We start from the raw sequence: 20,326 nt of genomic DNA, 5'->3' as shown, positions 1-20,326 counted from the left end.
ACTATTTCCCCCAACCTTAGAATTTTTGGCACGAAATTTGAACATAAAACCTTACTGGTGAAAGAAGCCGAAGGAAAACAAACATGAAGCTCGTAACTGCAATTGTAAAACCCTTTAAATTAGATGACGTGCGTGAAGCACTCTCTGACATTGGTGTTCAAGGGATCACCGTAACTGAAGTCAAAGGCTTTGGTCGTCAAAAAGGTCATACTGAACTTTACCGTGGTGCAGAATATGTTGTTGATTTCTTGCCTAAAGTAAAAATTGAAATCGCGATTAGCGATGAAATGGTAGATTCAGTAATCGAATCGATTACGCGTGTAGCAAGCACAGGTAAAATTGGTGACGGTAAAATTTTCGTTACTAATTTAGAACAAGTCATCCGTATCCGTACCGGTGAAACAGGTGCAGATGCTGTTTAATTTGGCATGAAGTTTGCTGAGTAGCTAATAACTCAAAAAACTAGGTTGGGGGATACGAATGAAAAAAATGCTCATTGCGCTTAGTTTGTCTGGCGCACTTTTAGGTGGTTCTGTTGCGTGGGCTGAAGAAGCAGTAACAGCAGCATCCACTCCTGCTGAAAATGTAACAGTGGTCGAAACTACTGATACATCATTAACAACAAATTCTGAATTAGCTGCGGCACCTGCTCCAGCTGAACAAACAGCAGCACCTGCGAAAGAAGAACCAAAATTAGACACAGGTGACACGTCATGGATTTTAGTGTCTACAGCACTGGTTTTATTGATGACCATTCCAGGACTCGCATTATTTTACGGCGGTATGGTTCGTAAGAAAAACGTACTTGGCACTATGGCACATAGCTTTGTTGCGGCAGCCATTGTCAGTATTACTTGGGTGGTGATTGGTTATACACTGGCTTTTGGTAGCGGCAATGCTTTCATTGGTAATTTAGATAAAATCATGTTATCTGGAATTACGACCACTGCCTTAACCGGAACAATTCCAGAAATTCTCTTTGTTATTTTCCAAATGACATTTGCCATCATTACTGTAGCCATTATTACAGGTTCGATTGCAGAACGTATGAAATTTGGTGCCTTTGTTGCATTTATTACGATTTGGAGCGTGGTTGTTTACGCACCAATTACTCACTGGGTGTGGGGCGGCGGCTGGTTAGCTAATGATGGTGCGCTTGATTTTGCAGGCGGTACGGTGGTTCATATTAACTCGGGTGTGGCAGGTTTGGTAGCTGCATACATGCTGGGTAAACGTATGGGCTTGGGCCGTGAATCTATGGCTCCGCATAACCTGACTTTAACGGTTGTCGGTGCAAGCCTGGTTTGGGTAGGCTGGTTTGGTTTCAATGGCGGGTCTGCATTAGGTGCAAATGGTTCAGCAGGTTATGCATTGATTGTAACGCAAGTTGCAGCAGCGGCAGCAGCTATTGCCTGGTTGATTACTGAAAAATTGATTCGTGGTAAAGCCTCTGTATTGGGCGGTGCATCTGGCGCAGTTGCAGGTTTGGTGGTGATTACACCGGCAGCAGGTTTCGTGACTGTAGGTGGTGCATTGGCTATGGGGCTGATTGGCGGTGTAGTGTGCTTCTGGGGTATTACAGCGCTTAAGCGTGCTCTGAAAGCGGATGATTCTTTGGATGCCTTTGGTCTGCATGGTGTAGGCGGTATTGTTGGTGCCATTCTGACTGCGGTGTTTGCAAGTGAATTCATCATGGGTGATAAAGTACCGACAGACATGATGCATCAATTATGGGTACAACTTGAAGGTGTATTGGCAACTATCGCTTACTCTGCGGTATTGACCTTCATCATTCTGAAAGTGATTGATCTGGTGATTGGTATCCGTGTTGCGAATGATGATGAACGTATGGGTCTAGACTTAAGTCAACATGGCGAACGTGTAGAATAATATAAAAACCTATAATCAATATATTGTGTAAAACAGCCCGTAAGGGCTGTTTTTTTTCCATATCTTGCGTAAGCCTCTACAAAGGGCAGAATTTTTGCTACACTCTAAATCCGATTTGATTTGTTCAATTAAACCGCTATGCATTGTCCATTTTGCAACGCTGCAGATAGTAAAGTGATTGATTCGCGTTTGGCTGCCGAAGGCTGCCAGATTCGCCGCCGTCGTGAATGTCTCAGTTGTGGTGAACGTTTTACTACCTTTGAAACCTATGAGGTGGTAATGCCACGGGTAATCAAATCCGATGGCAAGAGCGAACCTTTTGACGAAGCAAAAATGCGTCGTTCCCTGATGCATGCTTTACAGAAACGTCCGGTGACCCAAGAGCAGATTGAAACCGTCCTCAGCGATATCCAGTTGCAGATTCGCCGTTTAGGTGAGCGCGATGTCAAATCACGCACCATTGGTGAAATTGTCATGCAGGCTTTATTTGCCTTGGATCATGTCGCTTACGTCCGTTTTGCTTCGGTCTATCAGGATTTTCAGGATGTTGAAGCTTTCCGTCGTCAAATTGAACAAATGCAACAGCGCGAACACTAAGATTTATTTTCCAAGAGCAATTTAATGTCTGAGTTAAATCAAAACTCCCCACAAGATCAAGCATGGATGCAGCGTGCGATTGAATTAGCACGACTCGGACAATATTCCACTAAACCCAATCCCAATGTCGGCTGTGTCATCGTTAAAGATGGACAGTTGGTGGGCGAGGGTTTTCATCCCCAAGCCGGGCAACCGCATGCCGAAGTATTTGCCATGCGCCAGGCCGGTGAGAAGGCACGCGGTGCAACAGCTTATGTCACTTTGGAACCCTGTGCGCATTATGGCCGTACACCGCCGTGTGCCAAAGGTCTGGTTGAGGCTGGAGTAGCAAAAGTGATTGTGGCTTGCCCTGATCCGAATCCTTTGGTGGCCGGTAAAGGGGTAAAAATTTTAACGGATGCTGGCATTGAAGTCGCTGTCGGGATCTGTCAGGCAGAAGCCCATCAGCTCAACCACGGCTTCTTAAAAGCCATGGCTACGGGCATGCCTTATGTACGTCTAAAAGTGGCTTCCAGTCTGGATGGCCGGACAGCCATGGCCTCGGGTGAGTCGAAATGGATTACTGGCACTGAAGCCCGTCAGGATGTACAGCACTGGCGTGGCATTTCCGGTGTCGTCATTACTGGCATTGAAACGGTACTTGCCGATGATTGTCAGCTCAATGTTCGCCAACTTAGCGGTATTGCAGATATTAGCACGATTGTTCAGCCCAAACGTCTGGTGCTGGATCGCCAGGGGCGTTTGCCACTGAATGCAAAAATACTCCAGCAAGCCGAAACAGTCATGGTGATGGGACCATTCCGTCAGGAACTGGCCGATTTAGGCGTGCTACAATTTGCCGTACAGCCTTTAAAAGACTTGCTACAGACCTTATCTACCGAGCATCAAATTTATGATGTGCTGGTGGAAGCAGGGGCAACATTATCCACGGCCTTTTTGCAGGAACGGTTGGTGGATGAAATGATCAGCTATGTTGCACCGACCTTTTTAGGTCAAACAGCACGTGCAATGTTTAATGCGGAATTTGACCGTATGGCAGAGCAACTTCGATTTAAGCTCATGGACGTTACCCAATTGGGGAATGATGTGCGCTTAAGGTTAATCCCTTCTCAAGAGACAGTATGAATTCAGAGTCTTCGGTTTATCATAAACGTCGTCATTCAGCACGTACCACAGATGAATACCTTTTCAATCAGCTCGTTCCTTATTTAGGCAATAAACGCCGTTTATTGCATCTGATTTTAGAGGCACTTGAGAGCACGGGAACCTTAAATACTCATAATGGTCGGGCCCCGATTTTTGCCGACTTTTTTGCCGGTTCAGGGGTGGTTTCGCGTCTGGCGCGGCAAAATGGTTATCGCGTGATTGCCAATGACTGGGAGCCGTATAGCCACGCGTTAAACAGTGCGATTTTATCCTGTGTGGAAGCACCGGCATTTAAAGAGCTGGGTGGTTATCAAAAAGCCATTGATTATCTGAACCGTCTGCCCGAAGTCAAAGGCTGGGTCACGCATAACCTGTGCCCGCGCAATGATGAAATCTATGATCCGACCCGTGACCGTTTGTTCTTCAAACGCCGCAACGGCATGCGTATTGATGCGATTCGTCAGCAGATTGCTACCTGGCAGGCACAAGGTGCCATTAATGATGTGGAAATGTCGGCATTACTGGCTCCCTTGCTGTATTCAGCCAGTTTTGTCAGCAATACTTCAGGTGTATTTAAAAGTTTTCACCATGGCTGGGGTGGTAAAACCCAAACCGCTTTGGAACGGATTGAATCCTTACTCTGGCTGACGCCAAGCCGTTTCTGTGAAATCGGTGACCCGAAAAAACCGGCAGCGGAAATGTGGTGTGTCGATGCACAGCATCTGGCCAACCAGATGAGTAATTTTGAAGTAGATGTGGCTTATCTGGATCCGCCTTATAACCAGCATGCTTATAGCAGTAACTATCATGTACTGAATGCCTTGACGTTGTGGGATCAGGTGGATTTACCGAGTCCGGATACCAAAGGCTTCAAGAGCGGGATTGACCGTGCTTGGCGTAAAGAGCGTCCAAGCCAGTACAATTCTTCCAAGCATGCCAAAGAAGCCTATGAAAAATTATTGGCAACGATTAATGCACGTTATATTCTGACCAGCTATTCGACCGATGGTAATATTGAAGCGGGTGATTTGCTGCAGGCGAATCTGAAACGCGGCCGTGTAACCTTGCTCACTCAGGATGTTCCGCGTTATCGGGTCAGCAAGCAACGTCAGTCAGAACGTGCACGTGTACTCGAGTTTATCGTCATCACCGATACCCATGCCAAATCTGGCCCGCCGCTACGCCAATTATTAGGTCAGCTGTATCATTTTGCTGAACTGGGCGGTGTGGATACCACCGGTGTAAGTACCCAATTGGCATTGTGGTAAAACAAATACAGAAAATAGAGAACAAGTTATGTTTACAGGCATTATTGAAAGTCTAGGTAAAGTGGAAAGTGTACAAAGCGTGGGTGGTGATGTGCGTTTGCGTATTGGTACCAGCCTCGACATGTCTGATGTGCATTTGGGTGATTCGATTGCCACCAATGGTATTTGTCTGACCGTGATTGAATGGGGCGAAAACTGGTATGCAGCCGATGTCTCACGGGAAAGTTTAAACCGTACCACACTGGGTAACTGGAAAGTCGGTCAGCGCGTGAATGTGGAAAAAGCCATGTTACCAACCACCCGTTTTGGTGGGCATATTGTCAGTGGCCATGTTGATGCGGTTGGTGAAATTACTCTGGTGCGTGAAGATGCCCGTTCCATTTATTATGAAGTGACGGCTCCGGCTGAAATTGCCAAATATCTGGCAGAAAAAGGTTCGGTGACTGTGGACGGCATTAGCCTGACCATTAACCACCTGCGTGGCAATATCATCAGCCTGAACTTGATTCCGCATACCGCTGAACGGACCAATATTGGTACCTGGAAAACCGGTGCTAAAGTGAATCTGGAAGTGGATGTCTTGGCTCGCTATATCGAGCGTTTAATGCTGGGTGACAAGGCTGCCGACACCAACGAACAGTCAAAAATAAGCATGAATTTTCTGGCAGAAAATGGCTTCTTGAAGTAAAACATCCTAGAATAGAAAACAGTCTGATTGAAAAAATCAGGCTGTTTTTTTATTTTTAATGTTTATTTTTAATGAGTTATGCAAATAATGTGGTTGAAGTGAGTAGCTGAAGATGCTTGATTTTCTAATGCATATTGAACAATGGTTACCTACTTTACTGGATCAGTATGGCTTGTGGATTTATGCCATTTTATTTCTGATTATCTTTGCCGAGACTGGTTCAGTATTTATGTTTTTCTTGCCGGGAGACAGTTTACTGATCGCCATTGGTGCCCTATGTTCAACTGCAGATAATGTTCATTTATCTTCTATGGGGTTGTTATTGTTTATTGCCTCAGTATTGGGTTATATCGTCAATTACTATACCGGGAAGATTTTGGGATTTAAGTTTTTCCATGAACACTCACGTTTTTTAAAACCTGAATATATTGTCAAGACCAATCACTATTTTACCAAGCATGGCGGTAAAACCATTTTGATGGCACGTTTTATTCCTTTTGTTCGTTCATTTGCGCCCTTTGCTGCCGGGGCAGGGCATATGAATGTGTTCAGTTTTATGTTTTATAACATCACTGGCGGACTGGTATGGATTGGCCTGTTATTGGGAATTGGCTATGGTGCAGGCAATATGCTCGGAATTGCAGTAGACTTATTTTAATATCTGGATAATAAAAAATAAGTCCACCGAAGTGGACGCTTTTATTTTTAACTTCTCATACTTAAAAATGGCCTAGATGAGCCGGGATCAGCAATCAGGTTTTTGGCTTTTCCGTAGATAAATTAGAATTCTTTAAAATGTACTCAATTTCTTCCTGACTGGCCTGATGTAACTTGGCACGGAATACGGTCACCGCTTGTTCAATCAGGGTTTCGGCTTCCAGTTCCAGACGTAAACGCACACTTTCCAGTTCCGATAATATTTCATGGTCAGTAATCGAGATCATGCCCTTGGCAAAATTCAAGGCCGGGCCCGCAGGGTTCTTGTGATAGCGTGCAGTATAGGTTTGTGTTTCATGTTCTAAGTTTTGACGTATAAAAGACAAGGTGTGGACTTGCTCGGCAAATTGTCTTTCTTCATCTAACTGTAATGCCCGTGCATAAGCCAGCTGTTCAGCACGCTTTTTTTCCAAAGACTGTTCTAAAGCTCGTTGCTTGCGTAAACGAGCCTCTTCAATCAGTTGAGCCTTGCGATCTACATAGGCCTGTTCAATTTTTTCATAAGATTGCTTTTGTGCTTCTTTATCTTTTTCTAGCCACTTCTGAATATTGGTTTCAGGTTTCAGCACATTGCAGACACGGTGTAGGTCATCAATAAATGCCTGACGAACAGCCTCAGGTACATTTAACCAGCGCTGTTTAAAATCTTGACCGACATTTAATGCCACCCTATCTCTCCTTATTTCTATTGATCAGCTAAAGCTTGAAAGTTCGTGGCTCAATACCTAAGCGTCGATATTGTTTAAATTTCTCACGACCCAGTTGTTTTGCCGATTCATTATTTTCTATGATTTCTATAATGTGACTAAATTTATCAATCTGTTCAAGGGCTTGATTGTTAAAATTAAACACAATCCAGTCAGCCTGTTCAGGCAATCGGGATGAAATACAAATGCTGGCCTGTTCCTGATCAATGCCATGCGGAATGAAACTGCTCGGATCAAAACTCCACAATTGTTCATCGAGCTGCTGTTGCAATTCCGGGTCGGCACAATACAACCAGATATGTGCCGGCTGTTTCAGAATCTTGCGGCACAAACGGCAAGTGCTTTGCACTTGCCGTTCATTACTTTTTTCAAACAGGTAAAAGCTGACTTTAGCCATTCGACTGCGCACGGTTTGCGAGGAATTGAACCAGTAACGGTACAGGACGGCCTGTTGCACCTTTTGCCGTGCCAGAAGTCCAGGCTGTACCGGCAACGTCTAAATGTGCCCAGCGATATTCACGGGTAAAACGTTGCAAGAAACATGCTGCAGTTACAGAGCCGGCTTTAGGCCCACCGATATTGGCAATATCGGCAAATGGAGAATCCAGCTGTTCCTGGTAATCTTCAAGCACCGGCATGCGCCATACCCGGTCAAAAGAGGTCTGACCTGCAGCCGTAATTTCGGCAGCCAATTCGTCATCTGGGGTAAATAAACCGGACAGGACTGAACCCAAGGCCACTACACATGCACCGGTTAAGGTTGCAATATCAATTACCAGGGCAGGATTAAAACGTTTGATGTAAGTCAACGTGTCGCATAACACTAAACGGCCTTCGGCATCGGTATTTAAAATTTCAACGGTTTGTCCGCTCATGGTGGTCACGATATCGCCCGGGCGGGTGGCATGACCTGAAGGCATGTTTTCAGCAGCAGCAATGGCACCCACTACATGAATCGGCAGTTTTGCTTCGCATAATGCACGCATGGTACCAAGTACAGAAGCTGCACCACACATGTCGAATTTCATTTCATCCATACCCAGACCTGGTTTGAGTGAAATACCGCCCGTATCAAAAGTCACCCCTTTACCAACCAATACTACAGGTGCTTGCTCAGTATGCGCTTTATATTCAAGGGTAATCACACGGCCCGGACGGTCTGAACCTTTGCTGACCGCAAGGAAGGCATTCATGCCCAAGTCCGCCATTTGCTGCTCATTAATCACGGTCACTTTCAGCAAGTCCGGATACTGCGCTGCCAAGGCTTGAGCCTGTTCTGCCAGATATTCAGGGAAACAGATATTGCCTGGACGGTTGCCCAGGTCACGTGCCAAACTTTGACCCGACTGTACGGCATGAATCAGACCCAACTGTTGGGGGTTTAAAGTGCTGTTTGCAGCAATCAGATTGATCTGTTGCAGTACAAATTCATTTTTCTTGGATTTGTATTCATCAAAAGCATAATTGGCCTGAGTTAAAGCCAAGGCAAATAAATAATGCTGTTCGGGTGGCAATGCAGAAATATCAATACTGATTTGTTGGAATTTTTTTTGTGACGCTTTGATAATCGTTTGTGCGATTTTTGCTAATTTAGTCGGCTGAAGTTCTGCTGCCTTATCCAAGCCAATCAGGGCAGTATTTGCACACGCTGCGACTTTCCCGATAAGAGGCAAAGATTCAGTTAGGTTGGCTTTAAATTGAGCGGCTTCTATTAAAGTATTTAAATCATTGATTTCATAAGCAGTAGCTGTCTTTTGAAGCTGCTCAGAATCGACTAATATCAACAAATATGGGCTAGATGCATTCTCTTGGAATGACGTATTAATTGTCAGTTTCATGTTCTGTATTCATGCCTTTGAAAGATTGCAAACCATTAAACCATTGAAACATTTCTATGAATAGAGTTTCAATGCGCAACAACAGTATAGGTTTTATATTTTCACCATTCGGGTAAACTAGCGCTAGTTTTTATTTGCCTTTTTTTGGAAGAATTAATTTGATTATTCGGCGTTATCTGGTCAAGCAAGTGGTGTCTACATCCTTGGTGGTGATTGCCTTATTGACCCTAATCATGATGGGTGGTCGACTGATCAAGTATTTTGGTGTGGCGGCACAAGGTCGTTTAGATGTCAGTATTTTATTCAGTATTATTGGTTACCGACTGCCAGAATTTTTAACCTTAATTCTTCCACTCGGCTTTTTTATTGGCCTGATGCTGGTGTTTGGCCGTCTCTATGTCGATCATGAGATGGCAGTCATGAATGGCAGCGGCATCAGCCGTAACCAGCTGGGGCGTTTGCTGATCCCGTTGACGGTGGTTTTTCTTGCTGTGCAAACGGCGTTAATGGTGTGGATGTCTCCATGGGGACTGCGTCAGTTTGAAGAACTGACCACCAATCAGGCCGTCAGAACCGGTTTCGATCTGGTTCGTCCCAAAGAATTTATTTCTTCCGGTCCTTATACCATTTATGCCGGAGACCTGTCGGAAGACCGTCGTAATCTTAAAGATGTGTTTTTCTATCAACGCGCCGAAAAGCCGGGTAAACCTGATGTCATGATTCTGGCGAAAGAAGCCACTCGTGTAGAAGTGGCCAATGAAACTGCCAGTATTGTCGATTTATCTGAAGGGCGCCGTTATGAGATTTTCCCCGGCACACCCAAATATACCCAGGCCGAATTCCAGTCTTACCGTTTACGCCTAGAAAGCGATAAAGAAGCCAAATTTGAAAGTGCGGAAGTCGAAGCCTTGCCGATTGGCAAGCTCTGGAACAACCGTACTGATCCGGTGGTGGCGAGTGAATTGGGCTGGCGTATCTTTGTGCCATTTTCCATTGTTGCTGCTTTAATGCTGGCGATTGCACTGTGTGAAGTGAGCCCGCGTCAGGGACGCTATTTAAAATTATTCCCGGCCTTGCTGATTTTTGCCAGTTTGATTGTGGCACTCATGGCGGTAAAAACCCGGGTCAGTAAAGATGAAATGGGCATCTGGGCATATCCTATGGTATTGCTGGCCTATGCTGTTGCCGCAGCTCTGTTTTCCCGGAAGCAGAAACTGGCACCGAAAATCAAGAAACGAATTCAGCAGGTGAGGTCTTAAAATGTTAGCACGTCGAATAGTCGCCAAACATGTGACCAAAACCACGGCTTTGGCTATGCTGGGTGCAACAGCAGTACTCTCTGTGTTGCAAGTTCTGTTTACCTATTTGGGTGAATTGGGTTCACTCAACGAAAACTATGGGGCCTGGCAGGCATTTTTATATGTGTTATGGGGTGCACCGCGTTATCTGTATGAAATTTTGCCTATTTCTGCCTTAATTGGCGCTGTGTTGGGTTTAGGCACCTTGGCTTCCAATAGTGAGCTGGTGGTGATGCGTTCGGTTGGGGTCAGCCTGTGGCGTATAGTCGGCTGGGTGATTCGCTCAGCCCTGATTCTGGTAGTTTTATCCTTTGTGTTAAGTGAATGGGTGATTCCTTATACCAATGAACAGGCCAAAAGTGTCAAAGATCACCGTAGCGTCAGTTCACTGGGTGAAGTGAATGGTTACTGGACGCGCGAAGGCCAGCGCTTTATTTACATTGATTATGCCAACGCCAAAGGACAGCTTAAGCATGTTCAAGTAGTCGATTTTGATGATAATTATCATCTGAAAGGTGTACTGAATGCGGAGCAGGGCCAGTTCATTAAAGATGGTGACTGGAAACTGCAGCAGGCAACTCAAATGGATATTCTGCCGCAAGGCAATTCTACTCTGGCGAAAACAGCACAACTGCCGCTGGCTTTGGCCTTACAACCTAAATACGTGCATATGGTCACCATTGATCCGGAAGACTTATCTCCAAGTCAGTTGGTGAGCTTTATGAGTTATATGCATGAATATAGCCAGATTCCAAAAACCTACAAGCTGGCCTTCTGGCAAAAAGTCGGTTCACCTTTTGCCTTGATTGGACTGGTGCTAATTGCCTGTTCCTTTATTTTTGGCCCTTTACGTCAGCAGTCGATGGGTTTCCGTCTGGTGATTGCCTTATTTACCGGCTTGGGCTTCTTCTATCTGCAAGATTTCTTGGGCTATGCCAGTCTGGTCTATTCACCATCACCGGCCTGGTTTGTGTTTGTGCCGATTGTGCTGATGATGCTGGTGGGCGGTTATTTATTGCGCCGTGCCCGCTAAATGCTTAAATATAAAATGGTAAAAACAATGTGCATGATCAGCTTTAGTCATGATCTGCACATAGAGTCTTGACCGAAAATTCGGTAAGATATAACGATGAAATTGTAAACAAAAGAGTGTTCATTATGACGGATGCAACTGCTGGCAAAATCCCTCACGTTTTGGTAATCATGGATGGTGTGGGTCATCGCGAAGCGGTCGAGGACAATGCTTTCCTGGCAGCAAAAAGACCTAACTTAACTGCTATGCAACAAAAGCATCCCCATGGTTTGATTTCAGGTTCGGGCGAAGATGTCGGCCTGCCTGATGGTCAAATGGGCAACTCTGAAGTGGGACATATGAACCTTGGTGCAGGCCGTGTGTTGTATCAGGATTTCACCCGTATTACCAAAGACATTCGTACCGGTGCTTTTTTTGAGCATGAAGTGTTGATTGATGCGGTAGAAAAAGCTAAAGCGGCGAATGCTGCAGTACATATCATGGGCTTGTTGTCACAAGGTGGCGTACATGCACATGAAGACCAAATTATTGCCATGGTGGAACTGGCGCTAAAACGCGGTGCAAAAGTTTATCTGCATGCTTTCCTTGATGGCCGTGATACTCCACCAAAAAGTGCTCAGCCTTCTTTAGAAAAATTAGATGCGGTTTTTGCCCAGTATCCGGGTCAGGGACGTATTGCGACCATGATCGGCCGTTATTTTGCCATGGACCGTGACAACCGTTGGGATCGTGTAGAACAGGCCTATCGCCTGCTGACTGAAGGTGAGGCAGTACGTACCGCAGCAACAGCGGTAGAAGGCTTGGAGCAGGCTTATGCGGCAAATGAGTCCGATGAATTTGTGAAAGCCACCCGTATTGGCGAACTGGCTAAAATTCAGGATGGTGACAGTGTGGTGTTCATGAATTTCCGTGCTGACCGTGCGCGTGAAATTACCAAAGCCTTTGTGGAAAAAGACTTTGCCGGTTTTGAGCGTAAAGTGGTGCCAAACCTGTCTAAGTTTGTCATGCTCACCCGTTATCAAGCTACCATTGATGCACCTGTGGCCTATATGCCAGAAGCGTTGAAAAACTCGATTGGTGAGTACTTGTCTGATTTGGGTAAAACCCAGCTGCGTATTGCTGAAACTGAAAAATATGCCCACGTGACCTTCTTCTTTAGCGGTGGCCGTGAAGATGAATACCCGGGTGAAAAACGTATTTTGATTCCATCTCCAAGCGTGGCAACTTACGATTTGAAACCGGAAATGAGTGCTTATGAAGTGACCGATGAACTGGTTGCTGCAATTAATTCAGGTGAATATGACCTGTTGGTGGTGAACTATGCCAATGGTGATATGGTGGGGCATACCGGTGTATTTGATGCAGCAGTGAAAGCCGTTGAAGCGGTGGATACTTGCCTGGGTCGTGTATATGAAGCAGTAATGGCGAAAAAAGGCCATATGCTGATTACTGCCGATCATGGTAATGTAGAGCAAATGCAGGACTACCAAAGTGGTCAGGTTCATACTCAACATACCACTGAACTGGTTCCGTTTATTTATGTCGGCCCAACTTCTGCAACCATTGCTGAAGGTGGCGTTCTTGCAGATGTTGCTCCAACATTGTTGAACCTCATGCAAATTCCTGTACCTGCAGAAATGAAAGGTCGTAATTTGATTACTTTAAAATCATAAAAATTTTTGTATAAACAGGTGGATGGATGGCTTTACAGCGTTGGAAAAAGGTTGTCATTTTAACAACGTTATTCATGTGTATGAGCCATTCCGCCCTTGCTGCGGTAAAAGGCAAGGCTCAGCCTGTTTTAGATTTTGATGAGGAAGCCGAACAGAATTATGCTGAAGTTCCGGTAGAATCAATTCAGCAATTTGTCCAGATTTATAGCATCGTCAAAGAAAATTATGTCGATGACAAAAATGACGAAACCTTATTTCAGCAGGCCATTAAAGGCCTGGTGAGTGGTCTGGATCGTTATTCACGTTACTTAAGTCCAGAAGATTATAAGCAGCTGTTGCAATATACCGAAGGCGATATTGCCTCTGTCGATTTTGAACTGGCTTATGACCAGCAGTTGCATCAATGGGTGATTCAAGGTTTAAAGGATAATGCCGACTCAGCCAAGCAAGGTTTGCGTAATGGCGTAAGCGTTTTTAAGGTTGATGATCAGGAACTGAAAAAACTCAACCATGATCAGGTCAATAGCCTGCTGAATGGTTCGATTGGCTCTACCTTAAGTTTGCAACTGGCACAAAATAGCAAGCCACTGATTTTGGTGCGTAATAAAAAAATAGAAACCGATATTCAGGCTACGCTGCTGCATAATCAGGTACTGGTTATCAAAGTTAAAGTTTTTCAGCAAGATACAGCCAATGAAATCAAACGCTTGATTGAAGAACATTCTTCTCCACGTCTAAAAGCAGTATTGCTCGATTTAAGAAATAATCCTGGCGGCTTGTTGTCGGCTGCAGTTGAATCGGCCGACTTATTCTTGAATCAAGGCATCATCGTATCAACCAAAAGCCGTTCCGAAGGCGATCAGCAGTTTCAGGCCTTACCCAGTTTTGAATTTCAGAATTTAAAAATTGGTATTTTAATCAATAACCGTTCGGCTTCTGCCGCTGAAGTTTTTACTGCTGCCATGAAAGATCACGACCGTGCCTGGGTGGTGGGTGAAAAAAGCTATGGCAAAGGGGTGGTACAAAAACTGTTCCCGCTGTCCAATGGTGCTGCTTTACAGATGACGGTATCGCATTACTACACCCCGAAAGGGCAGATGATTGAAGGTGTGGGCATTCAGCCCAATCAACAATATCTGCTGCAACATGAAATGAAAGAAGAAAACTATCTGGAACATGTTGCAGAGATCATTCTAAGCCATAAATAAACGGCCTGCTCCTCAATAAATAAAACGACCTAATCCTCGTCGGTATCCAGGCCAAATTTTTTCAGACGATAACGCAAAGAACGGAAAGACATGCCCAGTTTTTTAGCAGCCAGTGTTCTGTTCCAATGGGTTAAATTCAGGGCATTAAGTAAAATATCTTTTTCAATATTTTCCAGATAAAGCTCTAAACCTTCATCAGGTAATTTCTTGGAAGAAATCAGGATATCACTGCGCAATGTATGCTGATCTTCCGCTGCTGCTGGCACTGCTGCGGTAGGATAACGTAAAGGTGCACTTTGCAAGTGTTGTAAGTCGATTCTTTCGTCATCGCTTAAGGTAATAGCACGTTCAATAATATTACGCAGTTCACGCACATTTCCGGGATAATACTGACTCAATAAAAAGCTTTTCGCACGATCAGTCAGCTGTTTTGGTGGAATATCCCATTCCTGACTAATTTTCTGAATAAAGTGATGTGCCAATAAAATAATATCGTCACCGCGTTCACGTAGCGGAGGCAGCACCAGATCCATGACATGGATACGGAAGAACAAGTCCTGTCTAAAGCGGCCTTGCTGAACTAGGGCTTCCAGGTCCTGATGACTGGCACTAATCACGCGAAAGTCGACATCAATTTCATTGTCTGAACCGACTGGACGAATGCGTTTTTCCTGTACCGCACGCAGCAGTTTAACCTGCATGCTTAAAGGCAGTTCGGCAATTTCATCCAGAAACAAACTGCCGCCATGGGCAGATTGAATCAGGCCCTGTTTGTCTTGTGTAGCACCAGTAAAGCTGCCTTTTTTATGGCCAAACAGTTCACTTTCCATTAATTCAGTCGGAATGGCTCCGCAGTTAATGGCAATAAACGGACCTTCATTACGGTTACTGAGGCGATGTACCAGATTGGCAATCACTTCTTTTCCTGTCCCGGATTCACCGGTAATAAATACCGGTGCCTGAGAGCGGGCAATTTTATTTAAGGTCACCCTTAACTGTTGAATTGGCAGGGATTGTCCAACTAATAATTTTTGCTCCAGACTGTCTTCTTTGGTCTGCAAATGTTCAAACGGTTTGTTAAAGGCTTTTTGCAGGAGTTGTTCCAGATGCTTCTGATTCACCGGTTTGTTGACAAAATCGAAGGCGCCAGCTTTAAGTGCTGCAATGGCAATTTCCATATTGCCATAGGCAGTCAGTACCGCCACCGGTATGGAGGGAAAATGCTGGTTAATCCATTCCACCAGTTGCAGGCCATTACCGTCTGGTAAATTTAAATCGGTTAAACAGGCATCATAGCGGTATTCAGACAGGAACTTTTTAGCCTGTTCAACACGATGCGCAATATGGGTTTTGATCCCGATACGAGATAAAGACATTTGCATGAGGGTACACAAATCTTCCTCATCATCCACCAATAAGACAAGTGGTTGTTGTTCCACAATACACCCCAGCAATTTAAATTTATAAAGCAACTCGCAGGCATTCTATTCGAAAGCATGCCCCTTGTTCTTGTTCTACATAGTTCAGTTTCGCCTGATTTGCTTCGCAAAAACTATGTGATAAGTATAATCCTAAACCAGTTCCTGTGATTTCGGTACTAAAAAAAGGTTGAAATAAATAAGCCAGATCCTTGGAGGCAACGCCGGCCCCAAAATCACGGACGTCAATACGGACATTGGTTTCCTGTAAGTAAACATTCAATTCGATATGTGAATGCTCAGGTGAATTATGTCGAATAGCATTGCGAATCAGGTTAATCAGAACTTGGCGAAGTTGTGCCTCGTCGAAACGAATAAAAATTTTACCCCGGACGGTAGATTTAATTTGAGTGGCAATATCCGCCAAATCTTCCTGAATCAGTAAGGGAATAAACTGTTTCAGCTCAATGTTTGAAGGATGGGTTTCTTTATTGCGCACCATATTCAGCGTGTCTTGTACAATCCGGTCGATACGCTGAGTCTGTTTGGAAATCATCCGGCTCAATGCCGCTTGTTGATGCTGATCGCTATCACTGAAAAGTTCATTGGCTTGTACAATAGCCGCTAAAGGATTGCGAATTTCATGGGCAATGCTGGCAGACAGTTGACCTAATGCCGCGAGTTTTAATTGTTGTACGCGTTGATTGAGCTTGGTGGCATCCTGCAACACCAGCAGGGTGAGGGTTTGATGCGGAACCATCAGTTTTTGCACTTCAATATGCATATGATAATGGCTGAGCTGCGACTCAAACTGGAATTTTTCTCCGTCCTGCAGTTGATCAAATTTAAGTAATTCAAATAAATCGGGCTGTGCCTTGTATAAGGGATATTTGTCATAGGCATAGAGTGGCGGAATGCCTAAAAGCAGGCAGGCAGCAGGGTTGCTCAGCACAATATGACAGTTTTCATCTAAAACCAGATAACCCAGTTCAATTTGTTCCAGAATATAGCGATTCAGGTTTTGCAGTCGGTTTAATTCCAGAGATTGAGAAAAATTTAAATTTTCAAGTAATTGGAAGCGTTTTACTGCAATTTGACCGCTGCCATACACCCCGAAAAACAGAAAAGCCAGTACCGCGCTATTGCCAATATTATTCAGTGAAGAAAAATCAAAAATACTGCCTAAAAAAAGCTGATAAATTACACTAATTACCGCAATTAAAGTAATGATTAGCGCCTTTTTGGCATTCAGTAATAACGATGCGGCAAAGATGGTAATCACAAACAGCAGACTTAATTGCAGGTTGGGACCATCTACCGCCAAGGTGAGCAAGCTTAAAGCAATCACATCGACAACAAATAACAGCGGCAGCTGCTGGGCAATTTTTAAACGTATGCTTTTTAGCGTGATTAACTGGATACAGTTTGTAAATACGTAGCCAATCAGCACATAAAGATAAAGCTGCGGATAGTGATAATCGGTATTTAAGTACTGGGAAGTGAGTAAAAAAATCAGCAGAAGACTGGTCGCAATAATGAGTCTATACGTGCTATACCAAATGCCTAAATGATATTGGTTAAACTCAAACGTATTGGTATATTGCGTCATGCATGTCTTCTAGCAGGCCCAAGGGCATTAAGGTTTAATCAGTCCATAGCGAATGGCCAGGTGAGTCAGTTTGACATCACTATCCAGATTCAGCTTTTCAAAGATGCGGTAACGGTAAGTGTTCACCGTTTTGACACTGACAAAAAGTTTATCGGCAATTTCCTGGGCACTAATACAATTGACCACCATCATCGCTACCTGCATTTCACGTTCCGACAAGGCATCAAAAGGAGATTGCTGGGTGTCGGAAAGATAGGAGCTGGCCAGTTGTTCGGCAATGTCGGCACTAAAATATTTTCCACCTTGCATGACCTTGTTAATGGCACGAACCATTTCGGTCACAGGCGCACCTTTGGTGATATAGCCTTTAGCTCCAGCTTTAAGCAATAAGGACGGGTAGGGTTCTTCAGCCAGGCCACTTACAGCCAGTACTTTGGTTTCAGGCGCAGTTTGCAATAGACGTCGGGTGGTTTCTACCCCGCCAATTCCCGGCATGTTTACATCCAGCAGAACCACATTGGGATGATGATGGCGGACTAAGTTAATCGCTTCTTCTCCAGATTCAGCCTGACCAATCACTTGAACATCCGCATGGTCTTCGAGCATACGGCAAATTCCGGTACGTACTAATTCATGGTCATCTACCACTAAAACTGTGATCACCTAGTTCTCCCTCATATCAAAAAATGCATTTTTTTTGTTACATAAAGCAAAATAAGCTTGCAATGAAATGACAAAATTAGCAATCCTATTCTTTATCTTTCAATTAAATGTTATACACAATGTTGTGAGCAACAAAAAGTGTTCATCTTTGTGTCTAAATGTAAGCATTTTTGAGGTAATACACAAATGTATATTGCCTCCTTGAGTTGAGTAAATCACCGTGAAAAATTCGAAAAAATCTTTAATGCATATGCTGGGCATTTCAATTTTGCTTAGCATGAGTTCAACCAGTTTTGCAGAGCTGGTGATGGATGCGTCTAAAGGGGCGGGACAGGCTGCGTTGAGCTGGTCCTCTGAGGATGCCAATCAATTATTAAACGGTGATGCTTCAGCTGAAGAAGTCTCTCCCCAAGGTGCTACTAAAATCACCACTTCCATACGTAGTTCGAATGGTGTGGTGACATATTCGGCACCTAAAACGGTACAGGTTTTAAATAATTCCAATTATAGCAACCAGCCTTCGGTTAATGCCCGCGCTGCACTGGTGATGGATGGTCAAACTGGCGAAGTACTTTATAGTAAAAATAGCAATACAGCTTTTCCAATTGCATCAATCACCAAATTGATGACAGCCGTGGTAATTGCAGATTCCCGTTTAAATATGTCAGAAAAAATTACTTTACAGCAAGCTGACTTTTCATGTTCGGGTTGTAAAAGTTCAAGTTCGACTTTACGCGCGGGTGACAGCATGAATCGTGCTGAGGTGCTATTGTTTGCTTTAATGAAGTCAGAAAATCCTGCGGCAGCAGCATTGGCACGAACTTATCCGGGTGGTCGCGCGGCCTTTATTGCAAAAATGAATTCTAAAGCCAAAGAGCTTGGAATGAATTCAACTCACTATCTTGAATCAACAGGTTTACATCCGGGTAATGTATCTTCTGCGCGTGATTTGGGTATTTTGGTGAATACGGCATCTCAATATGGCTTGATTCGCCAATTCTCAACTACACCAAGCTATGATTTTAACTTGGGTTATCGTGTATTAAAATCGAACAATACCAATGCCTTGGTACGTAATGGTGGCTGGAATATCAATATTTCAAAAACAGGTTATATCAATGAAGCAGGGCGTTGTGTGGTGATGCATACCACTTTAAATAACCGTCCAGCGGTGGTGGTGTTGCTGGGTGCAGATTCATCTGCTGCACGTACAAATGATGCAACCCGTTTAATGACTTGGGTAAGCCAGTTACCAAAACGTATCTGATATTGAATTTTGGGAAGTAGTCAAATTTACTCAACGTTTGAATGCTTCTAAATTAAAAAACCCTGCAATTGCAGGGTTTTTTCTTTCAATCTAAAAATCAAACAAATTACATATTAGAAAGAATAGAGTCTTTTACTTGATCCATTGTCGCATCGATAGACAACATCACGGCATCAGAACATTGTTTAATGGCAGTATCCGGGTCTTTCAAACCGTTACCTGTGACGGTACAAACAATCACTGAACCTTCTTTAATTTTACCCGCTTTAATGTCACGGATTGCACCACCCACAGATGCTGCAGAAGCAGGTTCTACGAATACGCCTTCGTACATTGAAAGTAAACGCTGTGCTTCAAGAATCTCGGTATCAGTCAGTTCATCAAACCAACCATTTGAATCACGAACTACGGCTTTCGCATGGTTCCAGCTTTGCGGGTTACCAATACGAATCGCTGTTGCTACAGTTTCAGGATTTGCTACAGGACCGCCACGCAAGAAGGGTGCCGCGCCAGCCGCCTGATAACCCGCCATGATTGGAAGACCGGCAGGTTTAGGGCCCGTAAACTGATCCGTTTCAGCATCATAGATCACTTGTTCAAATTCTTCTTTCGGCTGGTTAGCAACAGCTTCGGTATAACCCATCCAGTGAGCAGTAATGTTACCTGCGTTACCTACAGGTAGGCAGTGGTAATCAGGTGCACGACCTAAAGCTTCAACAATTTCATAAGCAATGGTTTTTTGACCTTGCAAACGGTACGGGTTGATTGAGTTTACAATCGTTACCGGTGCTTGGTCAGCCACTTCTTTCACCAGACGCATACCGTCATCGAAGTTACCGCGGATTTGCATGGTGATGGCACCGTACATCATGGCTTGTGCCATTTTACCCATGGCAATTTTGCCTTCCGGGATGAGTACGAACGCTTTGATGCCGGCACGGGCAGCATAAGCTGCTGCAGCAGCAGAAGTGTTACCTGTAGATGCACAGATAATCGCTTTAGAGCCTTCTTCAACTGCTTTGGTTACTGCCATGGTCATACCACGGTCTTTAAATGAACCAGTCGGGTTTAAGCCCTCGTACTTCACATAAATTTCAACATTTTTGCCAATAATGCGTGGAATGTTCTCAAGCTTGATCAGTGGCGTATTACCTTCGCCTAAAGAGATTGCACGAGTAGTTGCAGACACTGGTAAACGGTCGCGATAGCGGTCAACTAAACCAGTATAACGATTGGCATTAGACATGATGATGTTCCAATTGTGTGTAGAGCTTGGCGAGAGGAACGGAAATATTCCCCTCGACCC

19 protein-coding genes are annotated in these 20,326 nt (G+C 44.3%); 12 read left to right on the top strand and 7 right to left on the bottom strand.

What is annotated here, in order from left to right:
- Window positions 1-83 precede the first annotated feature (83 nt).
- The 7 genes from glnK to B9T26_RS09980 all read left to right on the top strand — a co-directional run bounded on the left by glnK (window position 84) and on the right by B9T26_RS09980 (window position 6,247).
- The gene (glnK, locus tag B9T26_RS10010; RefSeq protein ID WP_086174160.1) at window positions 84-422 is read left to right on the top strand and encodes a P-II family nitrogen regulator; all 339 of its coding nucleotides are present in this window, start codon (window positions 84-86) and stop codon (window positions 420-422) included.
- A gap of 58 nt (window positions 423-480) precedes the next feature.
- Window positions 481-1,890 carry an ammonium transporter gene (locus tag B9T26_RS10005; protein ID WP_086199552.1) on the top strand — a complete coding sequence of 470 codons (1,410 nt, stop codon included), beginning with the start codon at window positions 481-483 and terminating at the stop codon, window positions 1,888-1,890.
- Between the two features lie 138 nt (window positions 1,891-2,028).
- Window positions 2,029-2,487, top strand: coding sequence for a transcriptional regulator NrdR (gene nrdR, locus B9T26_RS10000; protein WP_086199551.1), 459 nt, complete (start codon window positions 2,029-2,031; stop codon window positions 2,485-2,487).
- A gap of 24 nt (window positions 2,488-2,511) precedes the next feature.
- Window positions 2,512-3,612, top strand: coding sequence for a bifunctional diaminohydroxyphosphoribosylaminopyrimidine deaminase/5-amino-6-(5-phosphoribosylamino)uracil reductase RibD (gene ribD, locus B9T26_RS09995; protein ID WP_086199550.1), 1,101 nt, complete (start codon window positions 2,512-2,514; stop codon window positions 3,610-3,612).
- The gene (locus B9T26_RS09990; RefSeq protein WP_086199549.1) at window positions 3,609-4,901 is read left to right on the top strand and encodes a DNA adenine methylase; all 1,293 of its coding nucleotides are present in this window, start codon (window positions 3,609-3,611) and stop codon (window positions 4,899-4,901) included. Before ribD ends, B9T26_RS09990 begins: the two co-directional genes overlap by 4 nt.
- A gap of 28 nt (window positions 4,902-4,929) precedes the next feature.
- The gene (locus B9T26_RS09985) at window positions 4,930-5,589 is read left to right on the top strand and encodes a riboflavin synthase (RefSeq protein WP_086199548.1); all 660 of its coding nucleotides are present in this window, start codon (window positions 4,930-4,932) and stop codon (window positions 5,587-5,589) included.
- Window positions 5,590-5,701: 112 nt separating this feature from the next.
- Window positions 5,702-6,247 carry a VTT domain-containing protein gene (locus B9T26_RS09980; RefSeq protein ID WP_086199547.1) on the top strand — a complete coding sequence of 182 codons (546 nt, stop codon included), beginning with the start codon at window positions 5,702-5,704 and terminating at the stop codon, window positions 6,245-6,247.
- 94 nt (window positions 6,248-6,341) lie between these two features.
- Here B9T26_RS09980 and B9T26_RS09975 read toward each other — a convergent pair whose 3' ends face one another.
- From B9T26_RS09975 to B9T26_RS09965, 3 genes are read right to left on the bottom strand one after another with little or no spacing between them, the layout of a single operon-like run.
- Window positions 6,342-6,974, bottom strand: a complete 633-nt coding sequence (locus tag B9T26_RS09975) for a hypothetical protein (protein WP_086199546.1) — start codon at window positions 6,972-6,974, stop codon at window positions 6,342-6,344.
- 28 nt (window positions 6,975-7,002) lie between these two features.
- A complete protein-coding gene (locus B9T26_RS09970; protein ID WP_086199545.1) occupies window positions 7,003-7,410 on the bottom strand; it encodes a DNA polymerase III subunit chi in 408 nt (135 codons plus the stop codon).
- Window positions 7,403-8,851, bottom strand: a complete 1,449-nt coding sequence (locus B9T26_RS09965; protein WP_086199544.1) for a leucyl aminopeptidase — start codon at window positions 8,849-8,851, stop codon at window positions 7,403-7,405. The genes B9T26_RS09970 and B9T26_RS09965 overlap by 8 nt, the downstream gene beginning before the upstream one ends.
- 158 nt (window positions 8,852-9,009) lie before the next feature.
- On the opposite strand from B9T26_RS09965, the gene lptF reads away from it, so the two are divergent.
- From lptF to B9T26_RS09945, 4 genes are all read left to right on the top strand, one after another.
- Window positions 9,010-10,110 carry an LPS export ABC transporter permease LptF gene (gene lptF / locus B9T26_RS09960; RefSeq protein WP_086199543.1) on the top strand — a complete coding sequence of 367 codons (1,101 nt, stop codon included), beginning with the start codon at window positions 9,010-9,012 and terminating at the stop codon, window positions 10,108-10,110.
- A gap of 1 nt (window position 10,111) precedes the next feature.
- Window positions 10,112-11,182, top strand: a complete 1,071-nt coding sequence (lptG, locus tag B9T26_RS09955) for an LPS export ABC transporter permease LptG (protein ID WP_086199542.1) — start codon at window positions 10,112-10,114, stop codon at window positions 11,180-11,182.
- A 125-nt stretch (window positions 11,183-11,307) separates the two neighbouring features.
- Entirely contained in the window at window positions 11,308-12,855 is a 1,548-nt protein-coding gene (gpmI, locus tag B9T26_RS09950; protein WP_086199541.1) for a 2,3-bisphosphoglycerate-independent phosphoglycerate mutase, read from the top strand.
- Window positions 12,856-12,881: 26 nt separating this feature from the next.
- Window positions 12,882-14,063 carry a S41 family peptidase gene (locus B9T26_RS09945; RefSeq protein WP_086199540.1) on the top strand — a complete coding sequence of 394 codons (1,182 nt, stop codon included), beginning with the start codon at window positions 12,882-12,884 and terminating at the stop codon, window positions 14,061-14,063.
- A 29-nt stretch (window positions 14,064-14,092) separates the two neighbouring features.
- Here the strand turns inward: B9T26_RS09945 and B9T26_RS09940 are convergent, their stop codons facing one another.
- The 3 genes from B9T26_RS09940 to B9T26_RS09930 are packed head-to-tail and all read right to left on the bottom strand — an operon-like array spanning window position 14,093 to window position 17,753.
- Window positions 14,093-15,505, bottom strand: a complete 1,413-nt coding sequence (locus B9T26_RS09940) for a sigma-54-dependent transcriptional regulator (RefSeq protein WP_413772766.1) — start codon at window positions 15,503-15,505, stop codon at window positions 14,093-14,095.
- A gap of 19 nt (window positions 15,506-15,524) precedes the next feature.
- Window positions 15,525-17,090, bottom strand: a complete 1,566-nt coding sequence (locus B9T26_RS09935) for a sensor histidine kinase (RefSeq protein WP_086199539.1) — start codon at window positions 17,088-17,090, stop codon at window positions 15,525-15,527.
- 27 nt (window positions 17,091-17,117) lie between these two features.
- Window positions 17,118-17,753: a response regulator gene (locus B9T26_RS09930; protein WP_086174145.1), complete on the bottom strand. Its 636-nt coding sequence runs from the start codon at window positions 17,751-17,753 to the stop codon at window positions 17,118-17,120.
- Between the two features lie 220 nt (window positions 17,754-17,973).
- Here B9T26_RS09930 and B9T26_RS09925 point away from each other — a divergent pair, with 220 nt between their 5' ends.
- Window positions 17,974-19,020 carry a serine hydrolase gene (locus B9T26_RS09925; RefSeq protein WP_143223013.1) on the top strand — a complete coding sequence of 349 codons (1,047 nt, stop codon included), beginning with the start codon at window positions 17,974-17,976 and terminating at the stop codon, window positions 19,018-19,020.
- 106 nt (window positions 19,021-19,126) lie between these two features.
- Here B9T26_RS09925 and thrC read toward each other — a convergent pair whose 3' ends face one another.
- Entirely contained in the window at window positions 19,127-20,266 is a 1,140-nt protein-coding gene (thrC, locus tag B9T26_RS09920; protein WP_086199538.1) for a threonine synthase, read from the bottom strand.
- Window positions 20,267-20,326: the final 60 nt, after the last annotated feature.

Origin of the sequence: Acinetobacter sp. ANC 4169, from assembly GCF_002135355.1 — a bacterium.
In the GTDB taxonomy this organism is placed as follows: domain Bacteria; phylum Pseudomonadota; class Gammaproteobacteria; order Pseudomonadales; family Moraxellaceae; genus Acinetobacter.
The sequence above is the reverse complement of the archived record's forward strand: the minus strand, read 5'-3'. Positions and strand labels throughout refer to the sequence as shown.